The organism is Hyphomonas sp. (assembly GCF_013823385.1).
GTDB lineage: Bacteria > Pseudomonadota > Alphaproteobacteria > Caulobacterales > Hyphomonadaceae > Hyphomonas.
This window is the reverse complement of record NZ_PNMA01000001.1, coordinates 83,769-104,199: the sequence shown is the minus strand read 5'-3', so window position 1 is coordinate 104,199 and position 20,431 is coordinate 83,769. Positions and strand designations below refer to the sequence as shown.

The following is a 20,431-nucleotide window of genomic DNA, read 5'->3' as shown; positions in this document are numbered from 1 at the left end:
ACCATGGACCTTGTACGCATAGAGACTGAAGGCCGCGTCGCCACCGTGTCGTTCGACACCGGATCGAAAGCCAATGCCCTCAGCCAGAAACTGATGCGTGAGCTGACGGAAGCGGCGCGGCGTTTCCACGGCGACTCGGCCATTTCTGCTGTCATCCTCACCGGCCGCGCCGACAACTTCACCCTGGGCGCCGATCTGAAAGATCCCGAAGGTGTGGATGTCCGCAAGCTCGGCTATTCGGAGCGGCGCATCCGCCTGCGGAGCGGCCCGGATATGTGCGCTGCCTGGGAACAGGTGGACGCGCTTACCATCTGCGCCATCGAAGGCTGGTGCGTGGGCGGCGGCGCGGCGCTCAGCGCGTTCTGTGATCTGCGTGTCGCCTCTTCGGAAGCCACCTTCTATGTGCCCGAGGTAGAGCGCGGCATGAATATGAGCTGGGGCTCCATCCCGCGCTTCGTCGCGCTGGTTGGCCCGGCACGGACGAAGCGGATCGCCGGGCTGTGCGAGAAAGTCGGCGCTGAGACAGCGCTCGCCTGGGGCCTCTATGATCATCTTGCCGCGCCCGGCGAGGCGCTTGCCAAGGCACTGGAGATTGCTGCCTCTGCGGCGAAACTGCCGCCAACAGCCCTCAAGATGGTGAAGCAGGACGTGAACATCGCCGCCCTCGCCCTGGCACAGGCCACCGCACATCGCGATCTGGAAGCCTTTGCCCTCATGCAGCAGACGGATGATTTCCGCGAAGGGGTCAAGGCCTTCTTCGAGAAACGCGATCCCGATTTCACCGGCGACTAGCTGAGCTGCAGCTCCACGAGCCGGCGATAGGCGCCGCCTGCTGCCATCAGCGCGTCATGCGTGCCTTCTTCCACGGCGCGGCCATCTTCCATCACCACGATCCGGTCCGCCGCGCGCACGGTGGAAAGGCGGTGGGCAATGATCAGTACTGTGCGTCCCCTGCCGAATTCCGCCAGCGCAGCCTGCACTTTCGCTTCGCTTTCCGCGTCCAGCGCCGAGGTGGCTTCGTCCAGCAACAGGATGGGCGCGCCGCGCAGGATGGCGCGGGCGAGCGCCACACGCTGACGCTGGCCGCCGGAGAGGTTGCGCCCCATCTCGCCGGCGGGGGCATCATATCCGCCCGGCAGCGTACTGATGAAATCATGCGCGTTGGCAGCTCTGGCGGCGGCCTCAATCTCTGCCCGCGTGGCACCGATGCGGCCGAGGGCGATATTGTTGGCGATGCTATCGTCGAACAGGGCGGAGTCCTGCGCTACAAGTCCCATCTGCGCCCGTAGGCTGGCGCCCGTCACCTCACGCACATCCACGCCGTCGATTGCAACGCATCCGGACGAAACATCATAGAGCCGCATGAGCAGGTTGAAGACCGTGGACTTGCCCGCGCCGGACGCGCCGACAATCGCCACCGTTTCTCCCGGCTGCGCAGCAAAGCTCAAACCCTTCAGGGCGACGGTTCCATCCGGATAGGCAAAGCGCACGTCCCGGAACGCTATTTCCCCGCGCACGCCGTCCAGCGTTTTTGCGCCTGCGCGATCGGCTACCTTCGGCGCTTCATCGACAATCTCGAACACGCGGTCTGCGGCAGCGGCGCCTTCCTGGGCCACCGCGCTGATGCTGCCGAGCGCGCGCACTTCAGGCGCGGCGATCGCAATCGCGCCGATGAAGCCCAGCAGGTCGCCCAGCGTACTTTGCCCCTGGGAAATCCGCCAGGCAACAAATCCTAGGAGCGCAGCAAGCGCGAAGCCGCCAAACACTTCCAGCACGGGGTCGACGCCCGCCCGCTTTGACAGCACTTTCAGGAAGAGGCGGGAGCGCTCCACAAACCCTGTATTGGCGCGCGCCTTCTGCCAGTCTTCAAGCCCGTAGGCCTTCACGACGCGGGCAGACTGCAGGCCTTCGGTAAGCAGCGAGGTAATCTCCCCGGTCTGCTCCTGCGCCCGCTTGGACCGTTTGCGCACGGAGTTTCCGAGCGATACAACCGGCCCCAGCGCCAGCGGGTAAACCACAGCAATGATCAGGGCGAGCTGCCAGTCCTTCCAGAACAGCCAGACGAGCACGCCGATCACCGTTGTCAGGCTTTTGGCGAAGTTGTTGGCAAAGCGCAGGGCCGCTTCGCGGATGGCCACCACATCATTGATGAAGCGCGAAACGAAACCGCCCGAGGCATCGCCCGACACGCGGGCAAAGTCTCCGTCGGTCAGCGCGTCATACTGGATGCTCTGTACACCCACCAGCCCGCGTTGCACGCCGGTATTGTTGAGCAGCGTCATGCCATACATCGACAGGGCCCGCGCGATCGTCAGCAGGATGATGGCGAAGATGCCCATCCATATCCATGCCAGCGGCGCGGCCTGCCCGGCGGCCTGCCGCTCGATGCCCGCCTGCAGGCCGTTGCCGACATAATCCAGCACGGCCACATAGCCGATGCTGCAGACCGCCGAGATCACGGCGAGCAGCGTGCCTGCAATGAACCAGCCGCGCTGCGGCCAGAAATGCGCCGTGAACAGCCGCGTTAGCGAACGTTGCGGACCAGTCTTTGGCGCAGGAGGCGTATCAGACGTTATGATGGTCACCGGTTGCGGGATCCAGCAGCTTGTGAGCGTGCAGGATGAAATAGCGCATCTCGGCCTGGTCTACCGTCCGCTGCGCCGCTGCCTTCCAGGCGTCGTAGGCTTCCTGATAGTTCGGAAAGGCGCCAATGAAATCGAGCTGCGAGAGGTCTTCAAACTCAACGCCAGTGACATCCTTCAGCTCACCGCCGAAGACGATATGCAGCAGTTGCTTGCCGGTTTTCGCGCTATTCATCCGTTTTGGCTCCGTTGAGACAGGCATGGGTTGAGGCGCTCGCGCCTGAGGGTCTGGAATTTTCACCACTTCTGCGCGGCGCACTAACAAAGGATGCAGCGCGTTTCCAGAGGCCACGACACTGCGCTGCGCCGGTACGGCCTGATTGAACACCAGAGGTTCACCCAGATGGGTGGTTGCCCGCCCGCCTGCCTCAGTGACGAGCACGGCGCCGGCGGCCACGTCCCAGTCTGCCTTCTCCCCCAGGACGAGGGTTGCGTCCCAGTCCCCGGCGGCCACAAAGGCCATGCGCAGCAGGGTGGCGTTCGGCTTGGGCCGGGCCAGTTCCACAGTGGGCCAGGGCTCAGGCCATGAGGGATGGGTCACCACGCCGTCATTGGCGATCAGGCGCAGGCCCTCTTCCTGCCTGCGCTGCGAGGTATGCAGGGCGCGGCCGTTGCGAAACGCCCCGGCGCCCTTGCGGGCCGAATACATCTGGCCCAGCGCCGGCGCGTAGAGAACGCTCGCCACCGCTTCGCCCTCCTCCACAATGGCCAGCGCTATGCACCAGTGCGGGTCGCCGCTGATATAGGCGCGTGTGCCGTCAATGGGGTCGACCACCCAGACGCGGGACTTTGCGCGCGCCGCCGGATCGTCCAGGGTTTCTTCCGAAAGCCAGCCATATTCGGGCCGGGCCGTCTGCAATTGCTTCAGGCAGAGCCGGTTCACGGCGAGGTCTGCCTCGGTCACCGGCCCCTTGCCGCCGGTCTTGTTCCAGGCCTCGGCGCCGCCTTTCAGCGTGTAGGAAAGCGCCAGGTCGCCCGCCTCCTTGGCCAGCGCCAGCATCAGTTCGAGATCCTGCGTGAGGGTCCGCTCAGCTGCCTGCAAGGTTCATGTCCTCAATGAGGATCGACGGGGCGTCACGCGTCGAGCGCAGCTCAAGGTCATTCGCCGGGATCATCCGGGCAAACATCGACGGCAGGTCGCCTGCCACCGTCACCTCGGAGACCGGCCAGGCGATCTCGCCGCCCTCGATCCAGAAACCGGCCACGCCGACCGAATAGTCACCGGTATTCGGGTTGATCGAAGGGCCGAACATATCGGTCACCAAGAGGCCCTTGCCGATCTGCTTGGCCAGGGCGCCGGGGCTGTCCTTGCCGGGGCGCAGGTACACGTTGGAGGTGGCCACGCCGGGCGGATCACCGAAGCCGAGCGAGGCAAAACCGTTGGATTTCAGGCCCAGCTGGCGCGCGGACGGCAGGTTCAGCAGCCAGGTGGTCAGCTTGCCATCCTCGATGAGATGGGTTTCGGCCACGGGAAGCCCCTCGCCGTCATGCACCCGGCTGCCCATGCCGAGGGGACGGAAGGGATCGTCGGTGATGTAGATGCCCTTGGCAAATACCTGATCACCGAGGCGGTTTTTCAGGAAACTCACTCCGCGGGCGATGGAGGGGCCGGAAATGGCGCCCAGCAGGGCGCCGATCAGGCTGTCGGAGACGCGCCGATCGAAGATGACGGCAGCTTTCTGGGTTTCGATCTTGCGGGCGCCGAGGCGGGCGATGGTGCGCTCGCCGGCGGTGCGGCCGACTTCCTCGGCGGAGGGGCGATCCTTGGCGAAGCGGACGGACCAGCTGTCATAGTCCCGCTCCATCTGGCCGTTCTTTTCGGCGACGGCGGAAAGGCCGAGGCTGGTGGAGGTGCCGGTCTTCCAGGCGCGGAAGCCGTTGGTGGCCGCCACCCAGCGGGAGGACCGGTTCCAGGACGCGCCGCAACCGGCCACCGTCTTCACACCGGGAACGGCGAGGGCGGCGGCTTCTGCAGTAATTGCTTCACGTTCAAGGGTTTCGGCGGAGATTTCAGGCTCGCCCGAAAGGTCAAGATCCGGGGCGCTGCGGATCAATTCTTCGGGGGTGGCAAGGCCGCAGAATTTATCTTCGGGGACAGCTCTGGCCATGGCGACGCAGCGTTCGGCGAGGGCTTTGAGGCCGTCACGGCTGAGATCGGCGCTGGAAACGCTGGCCTGGCGCTTGCCGAAGAAGCAGCGCAGGGCGATGCTGGCGCTCTCTTCCCGTTCGATGCTTTCGAGCTTGCCATCGCGGACGGAAACGCTGACGCCATCGGCGATTCCGAGGCGGGCATCGGCCGCGTCAGCCCCGGCCTTGCGGCACTGGTCGAGCAGGTCGGAGAGGGTTTTTTCGGGGGAAATTTCGGAATCAGCCATCTCCGGTAAATGGACCGCACCGGGCCTGCGCGCAACAGGCCCGATGCTGCCAGGACGCGGTCAGCGCCGGACACTTCCTGGACAAATCCGGACAGTTCCGGACACTTCCGGACAAAATCAGGACAGGGCGAGCCAGATAGCGGCCACGCCAGACGCCAGCATGCCGAGCCAGGTGAGCACCATGCCGAGCGCCCGCGGCGCCATGATGTTGCCCGACAGGCCAATGCCGTGAAGCACCCGCCCGGCGGTAAACACCCCGCCAATGGCATGAACAGCCCAGAGCGGCGCGCCGAGGCTGGCGGCGATGAACAGGCCCAGCATGGTGGCCGGGATGTATTCGGACGCATTGCCATGGGCCCGCACGCGGACTTCCAGATCCGCGTCCCCGCCCGTGCCGAGGGAGACCTGGGCCGCCCGGCGGCGGCCCACCACTCGGAAGGACAGGAACAAGAGAATGAGAATGTTGACGCCGGCATAGACGGCAGCCGCAGCAATGGGGGTCATGACCCGTATTCCTCCCGGTTGTGGTGTATCTTCTACGAAAATGCCGCCAGGTGGCGACACCTGACGGCATATGATCCGAGTCTGGCCGGGTGTGACCAGCCCTGCCGTTACATATCGCGGCGGGCGTCCGGCAGGCGGTCGTTGATGTCGTCGCGAATGTCCAGCAGCGTGACGATCAGGCCGCAGATGAGGCTGGCGGCAACCCAGCCGCCGAAGGCGAAGACGGCAAAGTCTGCCAGCTGGGCGAGACCGCCCGTCAGGCCCAGCAATTCGTTGGTAAATTCGCCCTTCTGGTAAATGCCCAGGGCAATACCGCCGACGATGATGGAGATGTATGCGACATACACCATCGTTCGGAAGCTGTTGATAATGATGAACTTCATGGACATCCCCTTCCTGTATCAGTCCCATTCTAGGCTGAACGCGCCGTCGCGTCACCTTAACCAGCGCCTGCCACACTCCGCTGCTCCGCCAAGGGACGCAAGCCGGACACGCAGCAATGCCCTTATTGAGCCGGCTCCCCGGTCAGGGAACAGGCAAACATGTCGCCGAGTACCGCCGAGAAGGACAGCTGTTCCTGAACGGTCAGCTCGCCCACGAAGGTCATCATGTCCTTCTTGTCCCGGCCAACGGCCTGAGCCGTCTTCTTAAACAGTTCTGGCGACAGATTCTTTTCCATCGCGGTGGTAATGCAGCCGCAGGTCTCCTCGGACTCCCCGTCGGCCACACAGGCATCCACCAGAACCTTGTGATCGCTTGGCCCGGCAAGGCCGCAGCCGGTAAGCGCCAGCGCTGCAATGGCGGCAACGATTCCCGCTTTCATGTCGGAAGTCTCCCTCGATCCCTTGATGCGATGTGCTGGCATGAATCCGGGGCGCTGGAAAGCGCTATTCCCGGCGGAGGATCTCGTCGAGCTTGGGGCCCTTGCCCAGTTTCTGAAGGAATTCTGCCTTGACCGCGGCCCGGTCATAGTCCTCTGCCACCCAGTCGAGGAAGGGTTTCCAGTCTTCGCGCGGCCGGCCGGCATTGAAGGCGGCATACGCCTCGAAGAAGGCGTCCAGCACGCCGGTCTTGCCGTGGCGGATGTGCAGATAGCGCCCGGAAAGCTGTTCCATCGCCTCCTCGAACGCCACCTTCTCGCGCAGCAGTTTGTACAGCACCGCCATGATGCCGGCCCGGTCTGCCCCGGACTTGCAATGCATCAGGGCCGGATAGCGGATACGCTCGAAGAGGTCGCGCGCGGCGAAGACCTTCTCCACCGTGGGCGGCTCGCGCGAGAACATCTGGAAGTCGATGAGGTCGATCCCCGCCGCCTCGCAGGCTTCCCTTTCGAGGAGGTAGAAGCCCTTGGTGGTGGGGCCGCGCAGGTTGAGGATCGTCTTGATGCCCCGCTCCTTCGCATGGGCGAGCACCTGTTTGGGCGAAGGCTGGTTGGCCCGCCACATCTCCGGCGAGATCTGGTGAAGGTTTGAGAACCAGAGCCTCAGGAAGCCGTGATCGCCCAGATACAGCTCCCGCCCCGCACGGGCACGGCCCTCGCGGGTGGCGAGGTCTGGCGCGACATGCGGCTTGCGCAGGCTTTTGGGGGTAATCTTGACCATCTCTGTTCCGCGCTTAGGGCATCCGGCAGTTCGCCTGCCAAAAAAAACCGCCGCTCATCCTGAGCGAAGTCGAAGGAGGGGCCAAGCCGCACTGCCGCCAGCCCCGGCTCGTCCTTCGACTTCACTCAGGATGAGCCGTCCGCCTGTCGCGCGATCTAAAGGGCGCCGCTCAGTGGGGCAAGAGAGGGGGGCATTCTTCCCTGCCTGAAGTTTTTTTTCACCGGCCCGCATCCAAACCCTGCAGGCACGGCATCTTACGGGCAGAAACGCTGGCAAGCACGCTGGCGCCATAGCACCCAAGCCCCTCAGGAGCCTCCCATGGATCTGGAAAGCATTGTCGTCCCCTCAGTCATCTTTCTCTCGCCCGCGTTGATCGTGTGGATCGTGAGCTATTTCAACGCCCGCAAGCGCAACACCGTTCACGAGACGCTGCGCCTGGCCATCGACAAGGGCCAAGTCCTCTCGCCGGAAATGATGGAGAAGATGTCCCTCCTCACCGACCCGGTGCGCGCTGACCTTCGCCGGGGCGTTCTGTTCCTGGCCTTTGGAGCCGCTTTTGCGGTGCTCGCCGGCCTGATTGGCTCTGAAGAAGCCGATGCCCTTACCCCGATGCTGGGTGTTGCCTGCTTCCCCATCTTCATCGGTATCGCTTACATTGGTCTCTGGGCATTTGGCCGTGACAAGACACCAGCTGAGTAATCTCAGGCTGGTGGCGTCCGGAGGACGGGATATGCGATCAGACCCCGATCTCGCCCATGCGGCGGCCAAGGGCAGCGAAGCGGCTTTCGCCGAACTTGTCCGCCGCCATCAGGCAAGGGTGCGCGGCATGGCCCGCCGCCTGACAGGATCGGAGGCGCAGGGCGACGACATTGCCCAGATGACCTTCCTGGCGGCCTGGCAGAAAATCGGCAGCTATGCCGGCGGCACGTTCAGCGCCTGGATCTGCACCATCTGCTGGCGGGAGTTCCTGCAATGGCGCCGCCGCCAGAAGATCGAGATCGAGTTTGACGAGACCGCCGAGATCATTCCGTTTGACCGGCCGTTCGACCGGTCGGCCAATGAAGCGGAAAACCGGATGGATCTTGCCAGGGCCCTCGACAGTCTGACCGAAGCCCAGAGGGTGTGCGTGGTTCTGTGCGTGGCCGCTGGGCTGTCTCACCGCGAAGCGGCCGAAGCCACCGGTTGGCCGCTTGGCACAGTTAAGTCCCATGTATTGCGAGGCGTTGCCCAATTGCGGACGTGCCTTGCCAGTGCCGATGTGGCATAATGGAGTGATGACGATGCGTGACGAAGAAAACTATGGCGATCTGACCCGCCTGTTTGCCGCCGAGGACGCAGCGCTGGAAGCCGCGCCGTTTACTGCCGGCGTCATGAAGGGCATCCGCCGCCAGGCAATGATCCGCCGGCTGACCGTTGGCGCCTTCGGATTTGCGGGCGCCGTGATTGCCCTGCTGCAACTGCCCGAGTTGCTCTCTGCCTTTGTGGGGGTGGACCATACGGTGACCTCTGCCCTGGCCCTTGCGCGGACGGAGATCAGCCAGGCCGCCGCCAGCAACCCGATGTGGCTGGCGATCATCCTGGGCGCGGCGCTGTCGATGGCGGCGGTGTCGATGACCGAGCGGACCTGAGCCTTCAAGAGGCCGCGAACAAAAAAGGCCGGCTCTGACGAGCCGGCCTTCTTCAATCCAACATCAGGGACGATCAGTAGTCGGTAGAGGCCGGATCTTCCATGGAAGTTTCGTCGTCCATCGTCACATCGTTTTCCGGGGTCATGAAGGTTTCGGACTCGTAGGTTTCCGTTTCCATCGACACATCGGCTTCCGGAGTGACAAAGCTGTCTTCTTCAGCGGTGAAATCCATGTCGCCCTGGCCTTCCTGGGCGTAGGTGGGATCGACAGCCGAGCCATCGGCGGTCACCCAGACATCGGCTTCAGCGTCGAGCGCCTCGATTTCCGTGCCCACTTCATTGACCTTGGCGAGCATCACGGCGTTGAGATCGTCGGTCGAATATTCTTCCGGCAGCTCAGCCTCGTTCACCGAAGCCTCGAGCGAAACATCAGCGTCGCCCATCTGAGCGGTAACCACCGGCTCGCTGTCAAACTCGGCATAGGTTTCGTCTTCCTGCGGAACATCCGCCTGCATCGTCGGCTCAGCGTCCGGCATCATGGGCGGCTCCTGCTCAGCCATGTCCGGCTCAGCGGGCAATTCCTGCGGCAGAGCTTCCGTCTGCGGCTGGAACTCGGACATCGGGTCGGAGGCTTCCGGCATCGTGGGGTCAGCCGGAATGGAATCCGGAACCTGCGGATCAATGGTGGACTGGGCGAAAGCCGGCGAAGCCATCAGGGCAACGGCGGCGCAGCTGGCGAGAAGTGTTTTCATCACGGGCTCCATCGACAAGAGCGGGATTGCTCATCAGATGAAAAAGAAAGCCCGTTTGGCGGAAATGGTTCCCGGAGAAGCGGATTAATCCGCTGTCAGGCTTGTGGCGAAAACAGGGCAAAGGGCGGCCTGCGGCGCGGCGGCTGCAGGATCAGGCGCGGTAGCCGAGGCCTTGGAGCAGGGATTTTGTTTCATAAAGCGGCAGGCCGACGATGGCGGTGTAGCTGCCATTGATGGCTGTGACGAAGGCGCCGGCGGGGCCCTGGATGCCATAACCGCCCGCCTTGCCCTTCCAGTCGCCGCCGGCCACGTAAGCGGCGATCTCTGCTTCGGTGAGGCGTTTCATCTTTACCCGGGCCAGCACGGCGCGCGAAGCGACCTGGCCATCGGGCGCGCGCACCGCGACACCAGTGATGCACTGATGCGCACGGCCGGAGAGGAGGCGCAGGAAGGCGGCGGCCTCTGCCTCGTCGGCGGCTTTCTCAAGGTTGCGCTGGCCGAGGGCGACGACCGTATCGGCGGCGAGGACATACGCCCCGTCTGCCTCACACGCAGCCGCTTTCTCCCGCGCCAGCCGCAGGGCCAGCTCGCGGGGCGATTCGTCCTTGCGGCGCGTCTCGTCGATGTCGGTTGGCGCGACCCGATCCGGCACAATGCCGATCTGGGCCAGGAGCTGGAGACGCCGGGGGCTCGCGCTGGCGAGAATGAGCGGCGCACGGCCCGGCATGGCGGTTTACTTGAAGCGGTAGGTGATACGGCCCTTGGTCAGGTCGTAGGGGGTCATTTCCACCATCACCTTGTCCCCGGTGAGCACGCGGATGCGGTTCTTGCGCATCTTGCCGGCGGTGTGGGCGATGATTTCGTGGTCGTTCTCGAGCTTCACCCGGAACGTGGCGTTGGGCAGCAGTTCGACGACCGTGCCTTCAAATTCAATCAGTTCTTCTTTTGACATTCTCTATCCAGATCTGAGGCTGCGGCGATGGCGCCGCTTTTTCCACGCATCACTAGCCGCGCGCCATACAGCTTTCAGCAGATTCCAGCAAGCGCCAGAGGGCATGGGGGTCTCAGGCCGCTCCGGACGTACCTTTTCCGCTGGGCAGGCCGATCCAGATGCGCAGCGGCGGAATGCGCCGGCCAAGGTCGTAAAACAGCCAGCAGCCAAGGGCGGTGGCGCCGATCAGCAGGGGGGCCTCAACAAAGACCGGCAGGCCGAGCTGATCGAGATAATGGCCGGTCACAACGGTGACCGTCTGGTGGATAAGGTAAAACGGGAAGATCGCCTGGGAGAGGGTGCGGCGCAGGGGCGTGTCGAGCGTGCGGAAGTAGTGGTGGAAGAAGCCGGTGACGCTGAGAATGGCAGCCCAGGCCTGCGCCTCCCTCATGCCGCGGGCGAGGACGCGTACCGCTTCGGGCGGCGGGGCGTCACTGGCGGCGTAGTGGCGGTAATAGATCTGCAGGGCCGCCCAGGCCGCCAGGGCGAGGGCCAGCATCGGCCAGCGCAGACCCGCGGCGGCGTCAAAGAAGGGCTGATGCTTGGCAATGCCGAAGCCGAGCAGGAAGACGCCGAAATAGACGGTGTGGAGATACCAGTCCTCCCGGAAATCATGGCTTTCGCCGAACAGCGGAAAGAGGAAGACGCGGGTGGCGAAGAGGAAGGCCCAGGGCGCGAGGAAGATACCCGGCCCGGTGATCAGCCAGCGTACGGCGCCTGCCGGAATGCGGCGCAGCAGCGGCAGGAGGGGGATCAGCGCCAGCGTGTAGAGGATGAGATAGGCCACAAACCACATGTGATTATAGGTGGGCGTGAAGAGGCAGCCTTCTGCGTCGCACCAGTTGCCTGAGGCGGTGATGTAGCGGCGATAGAAATCGCTGAGCCAGACATCCTTCGGCAGGCCGTTTTCCTGAACATGTTCAAGCACTTCATAGTAAGTTTGCGGGGGCACGATGACGAGCACGGCCAGGATCAGCGGTGGCCAGAGGCGGCCCATCCGCGCCCTCAGGAAGCTGCCGGCGGCCATCTTGTCAGCCATGAAGCGGGTGGCGGCGCCGGAGATGAGGAAGAGGAGTGTCAGCCGCCAGGGATTGGCCAGCTGCATCAGCGGCTCGATCAGGGGCCCGGCATGGCTGGATTTCACATGCCAGTCCCAGCTCACATAGAACATGCCGCAATGGTAGAGGATCAGGATGGCGAAAGCCGCGATGCGCAGCCAGTCGAGGTCGTATCGGCGCTGGATCATGCCGGAGGCTCCGTGAGGGATGTGAACTGAGCGCCTTCTTGCGCCAGCCCTGCCCTAGCGCTACGCAAATGCCGTGAAAGGCGCCCCGGTGGGACGAGCGGAGAGGCATCTGTGACAACTGGCGGGCAATCCGGGACGAGTGGCAAAGCCGGATTCCGGCTGGGGCCGTGGGCGGCGATCGCCCTGCTGACGCTACCCGTGGTGCTGGTGAACGCCACCTCCGACCTGATCGAGATGCAGCGCTCTGGCCTGCCGGTTCGCACGGTGGAGCCGTTCATCTGGGAGGTTTCCAGCGCCGGGATTCTGGTGCTGCTGGCGCCGCTGGTGGGGTGGGCGGTGCGGCGCTGGCCGCTGATCGGGCCGGGCCTGCCGCTGGCGCTGCTGATCCATGCGGGGCTGAGCGTGCCTTTCTCGCTGGCGCATGTCGGCATGATGGTGCCGGTGCGGGAGGGCGCGTATGCCCTGCTGGGCTGGCCGTATGAGTTTTTCGGCAGCGGGCTGTGGCTGACGCTGCTCTATGAGTGGCGCAAAGACCTTATAACTTATGGAATTTTTGCGGCCGTCTATAGCGGCTATGCCTGGTGGGCAGCGCGCGAGGCCGCCCCCTCGCCCGAGCCCTTCCGCGGCCCGGAGCGGATCGAGGTGAAGGCGGGCGGGCGGACGCTGTTCCTGCTGCCGGGGGAGATCCTGTGGCTGGAAGCGGCGGGAAACTATGTGACGCTGCACACGGCGGGGGCGAGCCACATGCTGCGCGCGACGCTGGCAGAGTGGGAACGCCGCCTGTCAGCCGGTGACAGCCCATGGACAAATCCGGACACTTCCGGACAGATCTGGACAGGCCCGGACACAAAACCGGACTTCGTGCGCATCCACCGGTCCCGCATCGTCAACCGGCAGCACATCCGCGAAACCCGCACGACCAGTTCGGGAGACTTCGAGCTGACCCTCTCCAACGGCGCCGTGCTGACCGGCAGCCGGAGATTCCGAAGCGGGCTGGGCTGAGTTTCAGGCCGGGCTTTCCTGATCCTGGATATACGCGCCCATTGCCTCGGCGAGATGGTCGAAGGCGGCCTTCATGCGGGCTACGCCTTTGAGTTCCTCATGCATCGTGACCCAGGTTTCCAGGGCAAACGAGAACTCATCGGGCAGGAGCCGCACCAAACTGCCGGCGCGCCGCGCGAGCCCCACCTGACAGACGCCAATGCCCGCGCCTGCCAGCACCAGCTTCGTCTGCGCCAGATCACTGTCTGTCCGCCAGGCGAAGTCTGTGCGATCCAGCGTCAGCCCCATACCGCGCAGGGCCTGCACGCTGATCGTTTCATGATCGAAGCCGATGAGGGCCTGCCCCGCCAGATCGCGGAGGCTCTTGGGGGTGCCATGGCGGGCAAGGTAGTCCTGACGCGCGTAGAAGCCGAGTTGGACATCGCCGAGCTTTCTTGCCAGCAGCGCGCCCTGCTGGGGCCGGACCATCCGGATGGCAATGTCTGCATCCCGCCGCAGCAGATCGCTCGACTGGTTGGTGGGCAGAATTTCAAAGCTGAGACCGGGATGGGCTTCGCGCAGGGGCATCAGCATGCCCGGCAGCAACTCTATGCCGACCACCTCGCTGGCGGAGATACGCACCGCGCCGCTCATATCCCCGGTGGGCCCGGACGCCGCCCGGACCATGGCGGCGGCGGAAGCGCCAATCGTTCGCGCATAGGGCTCAATCATCCGCGCCTTGTCCGTGGGGAGGAGACCGCGCGGCGAGCGGGTGAATAACAGGCCGCCCAGCGCTTCCTCAAGCAGGTCAATATGACGGGAGAGCGTAGGCTGGGTGAGCGAGAGGCTGCGCGCGGCACGCGACAGGCTGCCCTGGTCCAGCACGGCCAGGAAAGAGCGGATATGATCCCAGGAGGCAGCCTGCATGTTCATATGTTTTTCTATATCTGATCCACAGATTATCGCAATTTTGTTTATCGCTGCCGCGCGCCATCCTTCCCTCACCCAAGAGCGAAGGAGATGGGACCATGATCGACACAAAGCAGGCGCTGGTACTGGGCGTCACGGGCGGGGCGGGATACGAGATCGCGCGGGCGCTGATCCGCCGGGGTTGGCAAGTGCGGGCGCTGGCGCGGCAACCCGACCCGGCCCGCCTGCCGCAGGCAGAATGGATAGCTGGCGACGCCATGAATGCCGGGGATGTGGCCGCTGCTGCGCAGGGCGCCAGTGTGATCGTGCATGGCGTAAACCCGCCAGGCTACAAGGATTGGGCAAAACTGGTGCTACCCATGCTGGAGAGCACGATTGCTGCCGCGGTGATTTCCGGCGCGCGCATCTTTCTTCCGGGCACGATCTATAATTACGGGCTCAGCGCCCTTCCCTTTCTGACGGAGGACGCGCCCCAGCAGCCCCACACCCGCAAGGGGCGTATCCGTGTGCAGATGGAACGGCGTCTGGAGGCAGCCGCCCAGGAAGGCGCGCGGTCCCTGATCCTGAGGGCGGGAGATTTCTTCGGGCCATCGGCCGGCAATTCCTGGTTTTCGCAAGGTATGGTGACGCCGGGCAGGCCGGTGACGAAGATCACCTATCCGGGACGCCGTGAGGCGGGCCATGCCTGGGCCTACCTGCCCGACTATGGCGAGACCGCCGCCGCGCTGCTGGACCGGGAAGCAGAGCTCGCCCCTTTCGCCCGGTTTCATTTCCGGGGGCACTATTTCTCGCGCGGGGCAGCCTTTGCCGAAGCTGTGCGCGCAGCCAATGGCGGGAATGGGAAGATCGTCAGCATGCCCTGGCCTGCCCTCATCCTGCTGTCGCCTTTTGTGCGCATCTTCCGGGAACTCGCGGAGATGCGGTATCTGTGGGACGAGACGGCGGAACTGGACAATACGCGGCTGGTTTCCTTTCTCGGACATGAGCCGCATACGGACATCAAAGATGCACTGACCTGGACGCTGGCCGCGATGGGGTGTTTTCCGGAAGCGGCAGATCACGCCCCCGGCGCGCGGCCCTGGCCGGCGTGAAGGGCGCAGATGAGCTTAAATGGGGACCGGATGGACAGACTCCCCACCGGAGGAAGTTATCATCCAGGAAGAAGAATCCACTTATGCTTGACGGAATTTACCCAGTGACGGATTTTAAGAAGAAGGGTGCGCTACGGGTGGGGATCGGAGATGACGAAAAGTGGGACGGCGGCTTTTTACGCTTATTGTAATGCGGCAAGCTGTTCCGCCAGAAAGCGGCTGAACGCCATAGGTCTATTGGTCAAGGAAAAGTCAAACACCACACTCAGGCGATGGCTTTTCATTTTGACCGCGATTTCATTCTTCGGTTCATTTGTTTTGCCAATGGCAAATAAAGTGGCATTCACTTTGAAGATGGATCGTGATGTGTCTATGTTCTGTGTAATGATCTTTATTTGCGCCTTATATTGCGCACTGATGATTACGATATTTTCGACACTCAGAAGGCAATGGGAAGTCTCGGTGCAAATCTTGAAGACCACACATGCTGAAATGCTTCAGCGCACAGTTGACTGCCGCCCTCAACAGGAGAGGTGCTTGTTCAGTGCGGACCCCTCCTTTGTTGGTGACGTAAATAGCCTGAAAAAAGAAGCCAATGACTTCAGGCTCTTTACCTGGAAACCTTGATCAGGCCCCAGGCGCGCGGCCCTGGCCGGCGTGAAGGGCGCAGATGAGGGTGAAGAGGCGGCGGGCGGTCTGGAAGTCGATGTCGATCTTGCCTTCCAGGCGCTCCTTCAGAAGCTCGGAGCCTTCATTGTGGATGCCGCGGCGGGCCATGTCGATGGCTTCGATCTGGTGGGGCGTGGAGGTGCGGATGGCTTCGTAATAGCTGTCGCAGATGGTGAAATAGTCCCGGATCACGCCGCGAAACGGCGAGAGGGAGAGGATGAAGGTGTGGACCTCTTCGCCGGGCTCGGTCTTGATGGCGAAGACGAGGCGGCGCTCATGCTGGCTGAGGGCAAGGACGTAGGGGCCGCGATCCTCGCCGATCACGCCGAAGGTGTTTTCCTCGATCAGGTCGAAGATGGCGACGCGGCGCTCATGCTCGGCGTCCGGCCCCGAAGCGCCGAGGGTGTCTTCGTCAATATGGACGGCGACGAGCCGGTTGGCGCCCATGAGATCAGCCGCCCTGATTTGTTCGTATGGAGACCGACCGGCCATGCGCTGGCAGACGCTCTGCCTCGGCCAGACGCAGGGCGGCGGGGGCGAGCGCGGCTAGCCCCTTGGGGCCGGCGCGCTGGATGCTCATCCGCTTCACAAAGTCATAGAGGCCGAGGCCGGAAGAAAAGCGCGCGGCGCGGCTGGTCGGCAGGACATGGTTGGAGCCGGTCACATAATCGCCCAGCGCCTCGGGCGTGTGGTGGCCGAGGAAGACCGCGCCCGCATGGCGGATCATCGGCAGCATGGCGTCAGGGTCTTCGATGCAGAGCTCGACATGTTCGGCGGCGATGATGTTGGCCGCAAAGGCGGCAGTGGCCGCGTCCGGCGCGTTGATGATGGCGCCATGGGCGAGCCAGGACTCGCGGGCCCGCTCGCCCGTGGAGAGGGAATTCAACTGGTTTTCCACAGCCTTCTCAACAGCCGCGCCGAGGGCGGCGTCCAGCGTGATGAGGATCGACTGGCTGGAGGGATCATGCTCGGCCTGGCTGAGCAGATCCGCAGCGACCCAGTCCGGATTGGCGGTGGCGTCTGCGATCACGAGGATTTCGGAGGGGCCGGCGATGGTGTCGATGCCGACCTTGCCGAACACCTGGCGCTTGGCCTCGGCGACGAAGGCATTGCCGGGGCCGACGATCTTGTCCACAGGCGCGATGGGCCCGGCGCCATAGGCGAGCGCGGCAACCGCCTGGGCCCCGCCGATGGGGTAGAATTCGGTCGCGCCGGCCTTGCGGGCGGCATAGGCGACGGCCGGGGCAAGTTCGCCATCCGGCGCAGGGGCGACCATGACGATGCGCTCCACGCCCGCAATGCGCGCGGGCACGATGTTCATCAGCACGGATGAGGGATAGCTCGCCCGGCCGCCGGGAACGTAGACGCCGACCGATTCCAGCGCAGTCCAGCGCCAGCCGAGCTCGACGCCGGCGCTGTCGGTGAAGCGATGGTCTGCAGGACGCTGGGCGGTGTGGTAGGCGGCGATGCGGTCATGCGCGAAATCGATGGCTTCGCGCAGGTCTGCCGGGCATCCGGCGGCGATCAGGTCGAGATTGACGTTGTCTGACTGGAGCGTCGAGGGATCAAGCTGCAGCCGGTCGAACCTGGCGGTGTAGTCAGCCACAGCCGCCCCGCCCCGCTGGCGCACATCCTTGATGATGGCGGCAACGACGCTGGCGACGTCTTCGCCCTGCCCACGGTCTTCGTCGAGGAAACGGCGCAGGGCCTCCTCGAAACCGGGGTCAGATGCGTTCAGTCGGCGGGCCATATCGGGGGTTCCACGGCGTTTTTTACAGCCCCGCTACATGGACCGTGCGGTTCCCGCTGGCAAGACGGCGAAAGGTGCCTGCATGCAGCAGGGAGGCCCGTGCGCGCCGAGGCTGAGCCCGTATGCGGGAGCGATGCGTCCTTGCATCAGTGCGGCGGCAAAGTGTGACACCGCGACACAATTGCGATTGATTTGCACAATCATTCGCGTTTAGGAGCGGGCAAGATTATAATCAAAGGGACACCGCCTGTGCACATTGCCGACGAGAACCGACTGACGACGACCCACAAGCTCCGCCGCGCGGGCCTGCTGACAGGCGCTGCGCTGATGGCGCTGGCCCTGCCGGCCGCGGCTGAAGCCCTGGAAGACAGCGAGGCCGACCGCGCGGTGAAGGTGCTCGATACCGTGACCGTGATCGGCAATATCGAAGACCCGCAATCGACCTATGGTTCTGCCTACACGCTGACCGAGCGGGAGCTGCAGAAGTTCGAATCAAGCAACGTCAACTCCGTGCTGCGCGCGGTTCCGGGCGTGTATGTGCGCGATGAGGATGGGCTGGGCGCGTTCCCGCGCATTGGCATCCGCGCGTCCGCTTCGGGCCGCAGCGACCGGATCCTGGTGCTGGAAGATGGCGTGCCTGCCGCGATGGCGCCTTATGCCAACACCTCTGCCTATTTCTTCCCCAACATCTCGCGCATGCGCAGCGTGGAAGTGCTGAAGGGGCCCGAAACGCTGCTCTATGGGCCGCAGACGGTGACCGGCGTGGTGAACCTGCTGGCGACGGCCATTCCCGAGGAACGGTCGGGCTATGTGCGCGCAGAGTTTGGCGAGAACAATACCGGGCGCGTCCATGCCTGGTATGGCGATCAGGTGGGCCAGGTCGGCTTTCTGGTGGAGACCTTCCAGAGCACGACAGACGGCTTCCAGAAGATCGACCGCTCTGCCCGCTCGGCCGGGAACGAGATCGAGGAATATATCCTGCGCCTGCAATGGGAAGGCGAGCGCCAGCGGCTGGAATTCAAGGGCCAGTATGCCGACGAGACGCATGACGTGTCGTATCTGGGCCTGACGGACGCCGACTTCAAAGCCAATCCCGACCGCCGCTACGGTCTCTCCGAGCTGGAGCAGATGAACCGGGGCCGCACCGGCTTCAGCCTGCATCACGAGTTTGACCTTACCGACGCATGGGCGCTGAAATCCACCGCCTACTGGACCGACACCGAGCGCCACTATCGCCGCCTCAACCAGATCAACGGCGTGAACATCGGCAGCGTGACCGAAACGATCAACAATGGCGGGGCGAATGCCGCGCTGCTGCAGGGTATCCTCGATGGCACCGCCAACACGACCCATCCCAATGGCGTGCGCTATGGCAACAACTTCCAGGAGTTCACCTCGCAGGGCATCCAGACCCAGCTTGAGGGCGAGTTCCAGACCGGCGCCTTCAGCCACAACCTGATCTTTGGCGTGCGCCGCCATGAGGACGAGACCCGCAACGTGGCCGATGCCGGCAACGAGATTTACCAGCAGGTGAATGGCGCGCTGGTGTTTCAGGGCGTGACCGGGCCCAACCGGAACAAGGGCGAGGCGGAAGCCTGGTCTGTGTGGCTGGGCGACCGGATCTCGTATGGCAATTGGAGCTTCCTGCCGGTGGTCCGGCATGAAGACATCAAGACGGTGGGCAATGTGCTCAACCCTACCCCGCGCAACAGCCTGACGAAGACCTCCGTTGGCCTCGGCGTGAACTATGCGGTGGATGCGAACTGGACCGTTCTGGCGGGCGTCTATGAGGGCTTTGCCCCGCCCGGATCGAGCGCGACGGAAGGCTCCAAAGGGGAAGAGAGCGTCAACTGGGAAGCGGGCGTTCGCTATCGCAATGGCACGGTTGGCGTCGATGCGATTGCCTTCCTCAGCGACTATGACAACGCCCTGCGCCTCTGCCTGGTGGCCAACCCCTGCCCCGGCGGGATCGTGGACGGCTCGACGCTGCAGAGCGGGGCGAAGGAAGTCTACGGCCTTGAGCTGGGCGCGTTTGCCACGCTGTTCGAGGGGGAAACCTTCTCGGTTCCGGCGCGGCTTTCCTATACCTACACCGATGGCGAATACACGCGCGCCGCCGACGCGGCGGGCGGGGTTCTGGCAGGCGATACGCTGGACTATACGCCCCCGCATACCGGCGTGCTGCAATTCGGCCTGGAACATCAGGGCGGCTGGGATATCTATGCGGCGCTGAACTATACCGACGAGACCTGCACAACGACGACCTGCAACCGGATCGGCATCGACGATACCTATCTGCGCACGGAAAGTCTGTTCACGGTGGACCTGTCGGCCTCCTACGACATCAGCGATGTGGTCGAGGTCTACACCAAGGTGGAGAATGTGTTCGACGAGCGCGCCATCATGCACCGGGGCGCAGACGGCGCCCGTGGCAATCCGGGCCGCTATATGGCTGTGGGCATCCGCCTGAACTTCTGAGGCTTCAGATCACACGGGCAAAAATGAAAAAGCGGGGCGGAAACGCCCCGCTTGTTTTTTTGGCGCCGGATTTGCGGCGTCAGTCTGCGCGCAGGGCGTAGCCGGCGGAGCGGACGGTGCGGATGGGGTCGTCTCCCCCGCCCTGGCGCAGCGCCTTGCGCAGGCGGCCGACATGCACGTCAACCGTGCGCGCCTCGACATAGACATCCGAGCCCCAGACGGTATCGAGCAGCTGCTCGCGCGAGAAGACGCGGCCTGGATGCTGCATGAAATAGTCCAGCAGGCGGAATTCCGTGGGGCCGAGATGGATGTCTTCGCCATTGCGGGAGACGCGGTGGGCGACGCGGTCGATCTCGATATCGCCGACGGTGATGCGGTCTTCCTTGAGGCCGGGACGGATGCGGCGCAGCACGGCGCGGACGCGGGCCATCAGCTCGGTGGTCGAGAAGGGCTTGGTGACGTAATCATCTGCCCCCGTATCAAGCCCGCGGATGCGGTCGCTCTCCTCGCCGCGCGCGGTGAGCATGATGATCGGCAGGTTCGGATTGACGCCGGTGGCACGGACGCGGCGGCAGATTTCGATACCGCTGACCTTGGGCAGCATCCAGTCCAGCAAGAGCAGGTCTGGCGCCCGCTCATCGATCATCATCAGCGCTTCTTCGCCATCGGCCGCGATGGCGACCTCATAATCTTCACGCCGGAGATTGTAGAGCAGAAGCTCAGAGACTGCGCTTTCGTCTTCTGCGACAAGCACGTAGGGTTTCATCTTTGGGCTCCGTATTCTGTTTGAGCGA

23 protein-coding genes are annotated in these 20,431 nt (G+C 64.0%); 8 read left to right on the top strand and 15 right to left on the bottom strand.

The window, feature by feature from the left end; translation table 11 throughout:
- Positions 1–3 precede the first annotated feature (3 nt).
- Positions 4–792 carry an enoyl-CoA hydratase/isomerase family protein gene (locus C0456_RS00530; protein WP_291047334.1) on the top strand — a complete coding sequence of 263 codons (789 nt, stop codon included), beginning with the start codon at positions 4–6 and terminating at the stop codon, positions 790–792.
- On the opposite strand, the gene C0456_RS00525 is transcribed toward C0456_RS00530, so the two are convergent.
- The 7 genes from C0456_RS00525 to C0456_RS00495 all read right to left on the bottom strand — a co-directional run bounded on the left by C0456_RS00525 (position 789) and on the right by C0456_RS00495 (position 7,122).
- Positions 789–2,585, bottom strand: a complete 1,797-nt coding sequence (locus C0456_RS00525; protein WP_291047332.1) for an ABC transporter ATP-binding protein — start codon at positions 2,583–2,585, stop codon at positions 789–791. The two genes, C0456_RS00530 and C0456_RS00525, sit on opposite strands and share 4 nt — an antisense overlap.
- On the bottom strand, positions 2,566–3,684 hold the full coding sequence (locus C0456_RS00520) for an inositol monophosphatase family protein (protein WP_291047331.1): 1,119 nt from the start codon (positions 3,682–3,684) through the stop codon (positions 2,566–2,568). The genes C0456_RS00525 and C0456_RS00520 overlap by 20 nt, the downstream gene beginning before the upstream one ends.
- Positions 3,671–5,017: a TldD/PmbA family protein gene (locus C0456_RS00515; protein WP_291047329.1), complete on the bottom strand. Its 1,347-nt coding sequence runs from the start codon at positions 5,015–5,017 to the stop codon at positions 3,671–3,673. The genes C0456_RS00520 and C0456_RS00515 overlap by 14 nt, the downstream gene beginning before the upstream one ends.
- Before the next feature lie 117 nt (positions 5,018–5,134).
- Positions 5,135–5,521 (bottom strand): MAPEG family protein, encoded by a 387-nt coding sequence (locus C0456_RS00510; RefSeq protein ID WP_291047327.1) that lies wholly within the window; start codon positions 5,519–5,521, stop codon positions 5,135–5,137.
- A 107-nt stretch (positions 5,522–5,628) separates the two neighbouring features.
- On the bottom strand, positions 5,629–5,904 hold the full coding sequence (locus tag C0456_RS00505) for a hypothetical protein (protein ID WP_291047325.1): 276 nt from the start codon (positions 5,902–5,904) through the stop codon (positions 5,629–5,631).
- A 122-nt stretch (positions 5,905–6,026) separates the two neighbouring features.
- Positions 6,027–6,344 carry a hypothetical protein gene (locus C0456_RS00500; RefSeq protein ID WP_291047321.1) on the bottom strand — a complete coding sequence of 106 codons (318 nt, stop codon included), beginning with the start codon at positions 6,342–6,344 and terminating at the stop codon, positions 6,027–6,029.
- 64 nt (positions 6,345–6,408) lie between these two features.
- Positions 6,409–7,122, bottom strand: a complete 714-nt coding sequence (locus C0456_RS00495) for a protein tyrosine phosphatase (protein WP_291047320.1) — start codon at positions 7,120–7,122, stop codon at positions 6,409–6,411.
- A gap of 318 nt (positions 7,123–7,440) precedes the next feature.
- Here C0456_RS00495 and C0456_RS00490 point away from each other — a divergent pair, with 318 nt between their 5' ends.
- From C0456_RS00490 to C0456_RS00480, 3 genes are read left to right on the top strand one after another with little or no spacing between them, the layout of a single operon-like run.
- A complete protein-coding gene (locus tag C0456_RS00490) occupies positions 7,441–7,821 on the top strand; it encodes a DUF6249 domain-containing protein (RefSeq protein ID WP_291047319.1) in 381 nt (126 codons plus the stop codon).
- A gap of 31 nt (positions 7,822–7,852) precedes the next feature.
- Positions 7,853–8,389, top strand: a complete 537-nt coding sequence (locus tag C0456_RS00485) for an RNA polymerase sigma factor (RefSeq protein WP_291047317.1) — start codon at positions 7,853–7,855, stop codon at positions 8,387–8,389.
- 13 nt (positions 8,390–8,402) lie between these two features.
- Positions 8,403–8,750: a hypothetical protein gene (locus C0456_RS00480; protein WP_291047315.1), complete on the top strand. Its 348-nt coding sequence runs from the start codon at positions 8,403–8,405 to the stop codon at positions 8,748–8,750.
- Between the two features lie 73 nt (positions 8,751–8,823).
- Here the strand turns inward: C0456_RS00480 and C0456_RS00475 are convergent, their stop codons facing one another.
- The 4 genes from C0456_RS00475 to C0456_RS00460 form a co-directional block, all read right to left on the bottom strand.
- Entirely contained in the window at positions 8,824–9,501 is a 678-nt protein-coding gene (locus C0456_RS00475) for a hypothetical protein (protein ID WP_291047313.1), read from the bottom strand.
- A gap of 151 nt (positions 9,502–9,652) precedes the next feature.
- Complete coding sequence (locus tag C0456_RS00470; protein ID WP_291047311.1) at positions 9,653–10,228, bottom strand: nucleoside triphosphate pyrophosphatase; 576 nt, start codon at positions 10,226–10,228, stop codon at positions 9,653–9,655.
- Positions 10,229–10,234: 6 nt separating this feature from the next.
- Entirely contained in the window at positions 10,235–10,453 is a 219-nt protein-coding gene (infA, locus tag C0456_RS00465) for a translation initiation factor IF-1 (RefSeq protein WP_011646371.1), read from the bottom strand.
- Between the two features lie 112 nt (positions 10,454–10,565).
- The gene (locus C0456_RS00460) at positions 10,566–11,738 is read right to left on the bottom strand and encodes an acyltransferase (RefSeq protein WP_291047309.1); all 1,173 of its coding nucleotides are present in this window, start codon (positions 11,736–11,738) and stop codon (positions 10,566–10,568) included.
- A 111-nt stretch (positions 11,739–11,849) separates the two neighbouring features.
- On the opposite strand from C0456_RS00460, the gene C0456_RS00455 reads away from it, so the two are divergent.
- On the top strand, positions 11,850–12,740 hold the full coding sequence (locus C0456_RS00455; protein ID WP_291047307.1) for a LytTR family DNA-binding domain-containing protein: 891 nt from the start codon (positions 11,850–11,852) through the stop codon (positions 12,738–12,740).
- A 3-nt stretch (positions 12,741–12,743) separates the two neighbouring features.
- Here C0456_RS00455 and C0456_RS00450 read toward each other — a convergent pair whose 3' ends face one another.
- On the bottom strand, positions 12,744–13,646 hold the full coding sequence (locus tag C0456_RS00450; protein ID WP_291047305.1) for a LysR family transcriptional regulator: 903 nt from the start codon (positions 13,644–13,646) through the stop codon (positions 12,744–12,746).
- 101 nt (positions 13,647–13,747) lie between these two features.
- Between C0456_RS00450 and C0456_RS00445 the strand changes: the two genes are divergently transcribed.
- Positions 13,748–14,740: an NAD(P)H-binding protein gene (locus C0456_RS00445; RefSeq protein ID WP_291047303.1), complete on the top strand. Its 993-nt coding sequence runs from the start codon at positions 13,748–13,750 to the stop codon at positions 14,738–14,740.
- A gap of 150 nt (positions 14,741–14,890) precedes the next feature.
- A complete protein-coding gene (locus C0456_RS00440) occupies positions 14,891–15,367 on the top strand; it encodes a hypothetical protein (protein WP_291047301.1) in 477 nt (158 codons plus the stop codon).
- Here C0456_RS00440 and C0456_RS00435 read toward each other — a convergent pair whose 3' ends face one another.
- Together C0456_RS00435 and hisD are read right to left on the bottom strand one after the other, a co-directional pair.
- Positions 15,368–15,856 carry a UPF0262 family protein gene (locus C0456_RS00435; RefSeq protein WP_035599396.1) on the bottom strand — a complete coding sequence of 163 codons (489 nt, stop codon included), beginning with the start codon at positions 15,854–15,856 and terminating at the stop codon, positions 15,368–15,370.
- A 4-nt stretch (positions 15,857–15,860) separates the two neighbouring features.
- On the bottom strand, positions 15,861–17,159 hold the full coding sequence (hisD, locus tag C0456_RS00430) for a histidinol dehydrogenase (RefSeq protein ID WP_291047299.1): 1,299 nt from the start codon (positions 17,157–17,159) through the stop codon (positions 15,861–15,863).
- Positions 17,160–17,408: 249 nt separating this feature from the next.
- Between hisD and C0456_RS00425 the strand changes: the two genes are divergently transcribed.
- A complete protein-coding gene (locus C0456_RS00425) occupies positions 17,409–19,637 on the top strand; it encodes a TonB-dependent receptor (protein WP_291047297.1) in 2,229 nt (742 codons plus the stop codon).
- Between the two features lie 79 nt (positions 19,638–19,716).
- On the opposite strand, the gene phoB is transcribed toward C0456_RS00425, so the two are convergent.
- Positions 19,717–20,403, bottom strand: a complete 687-nt coding sequence (gene phoB, locus C0456_RS00420) for a phosphate regulon transcriptional regulator PhoB (protein ID WP_162547682.1) — start codon at positions 20,401–20,403, stop codon at positions 19,717–19,719.
- Positions 20,404–20,431 lie beyond the last annotated feature (28 nt).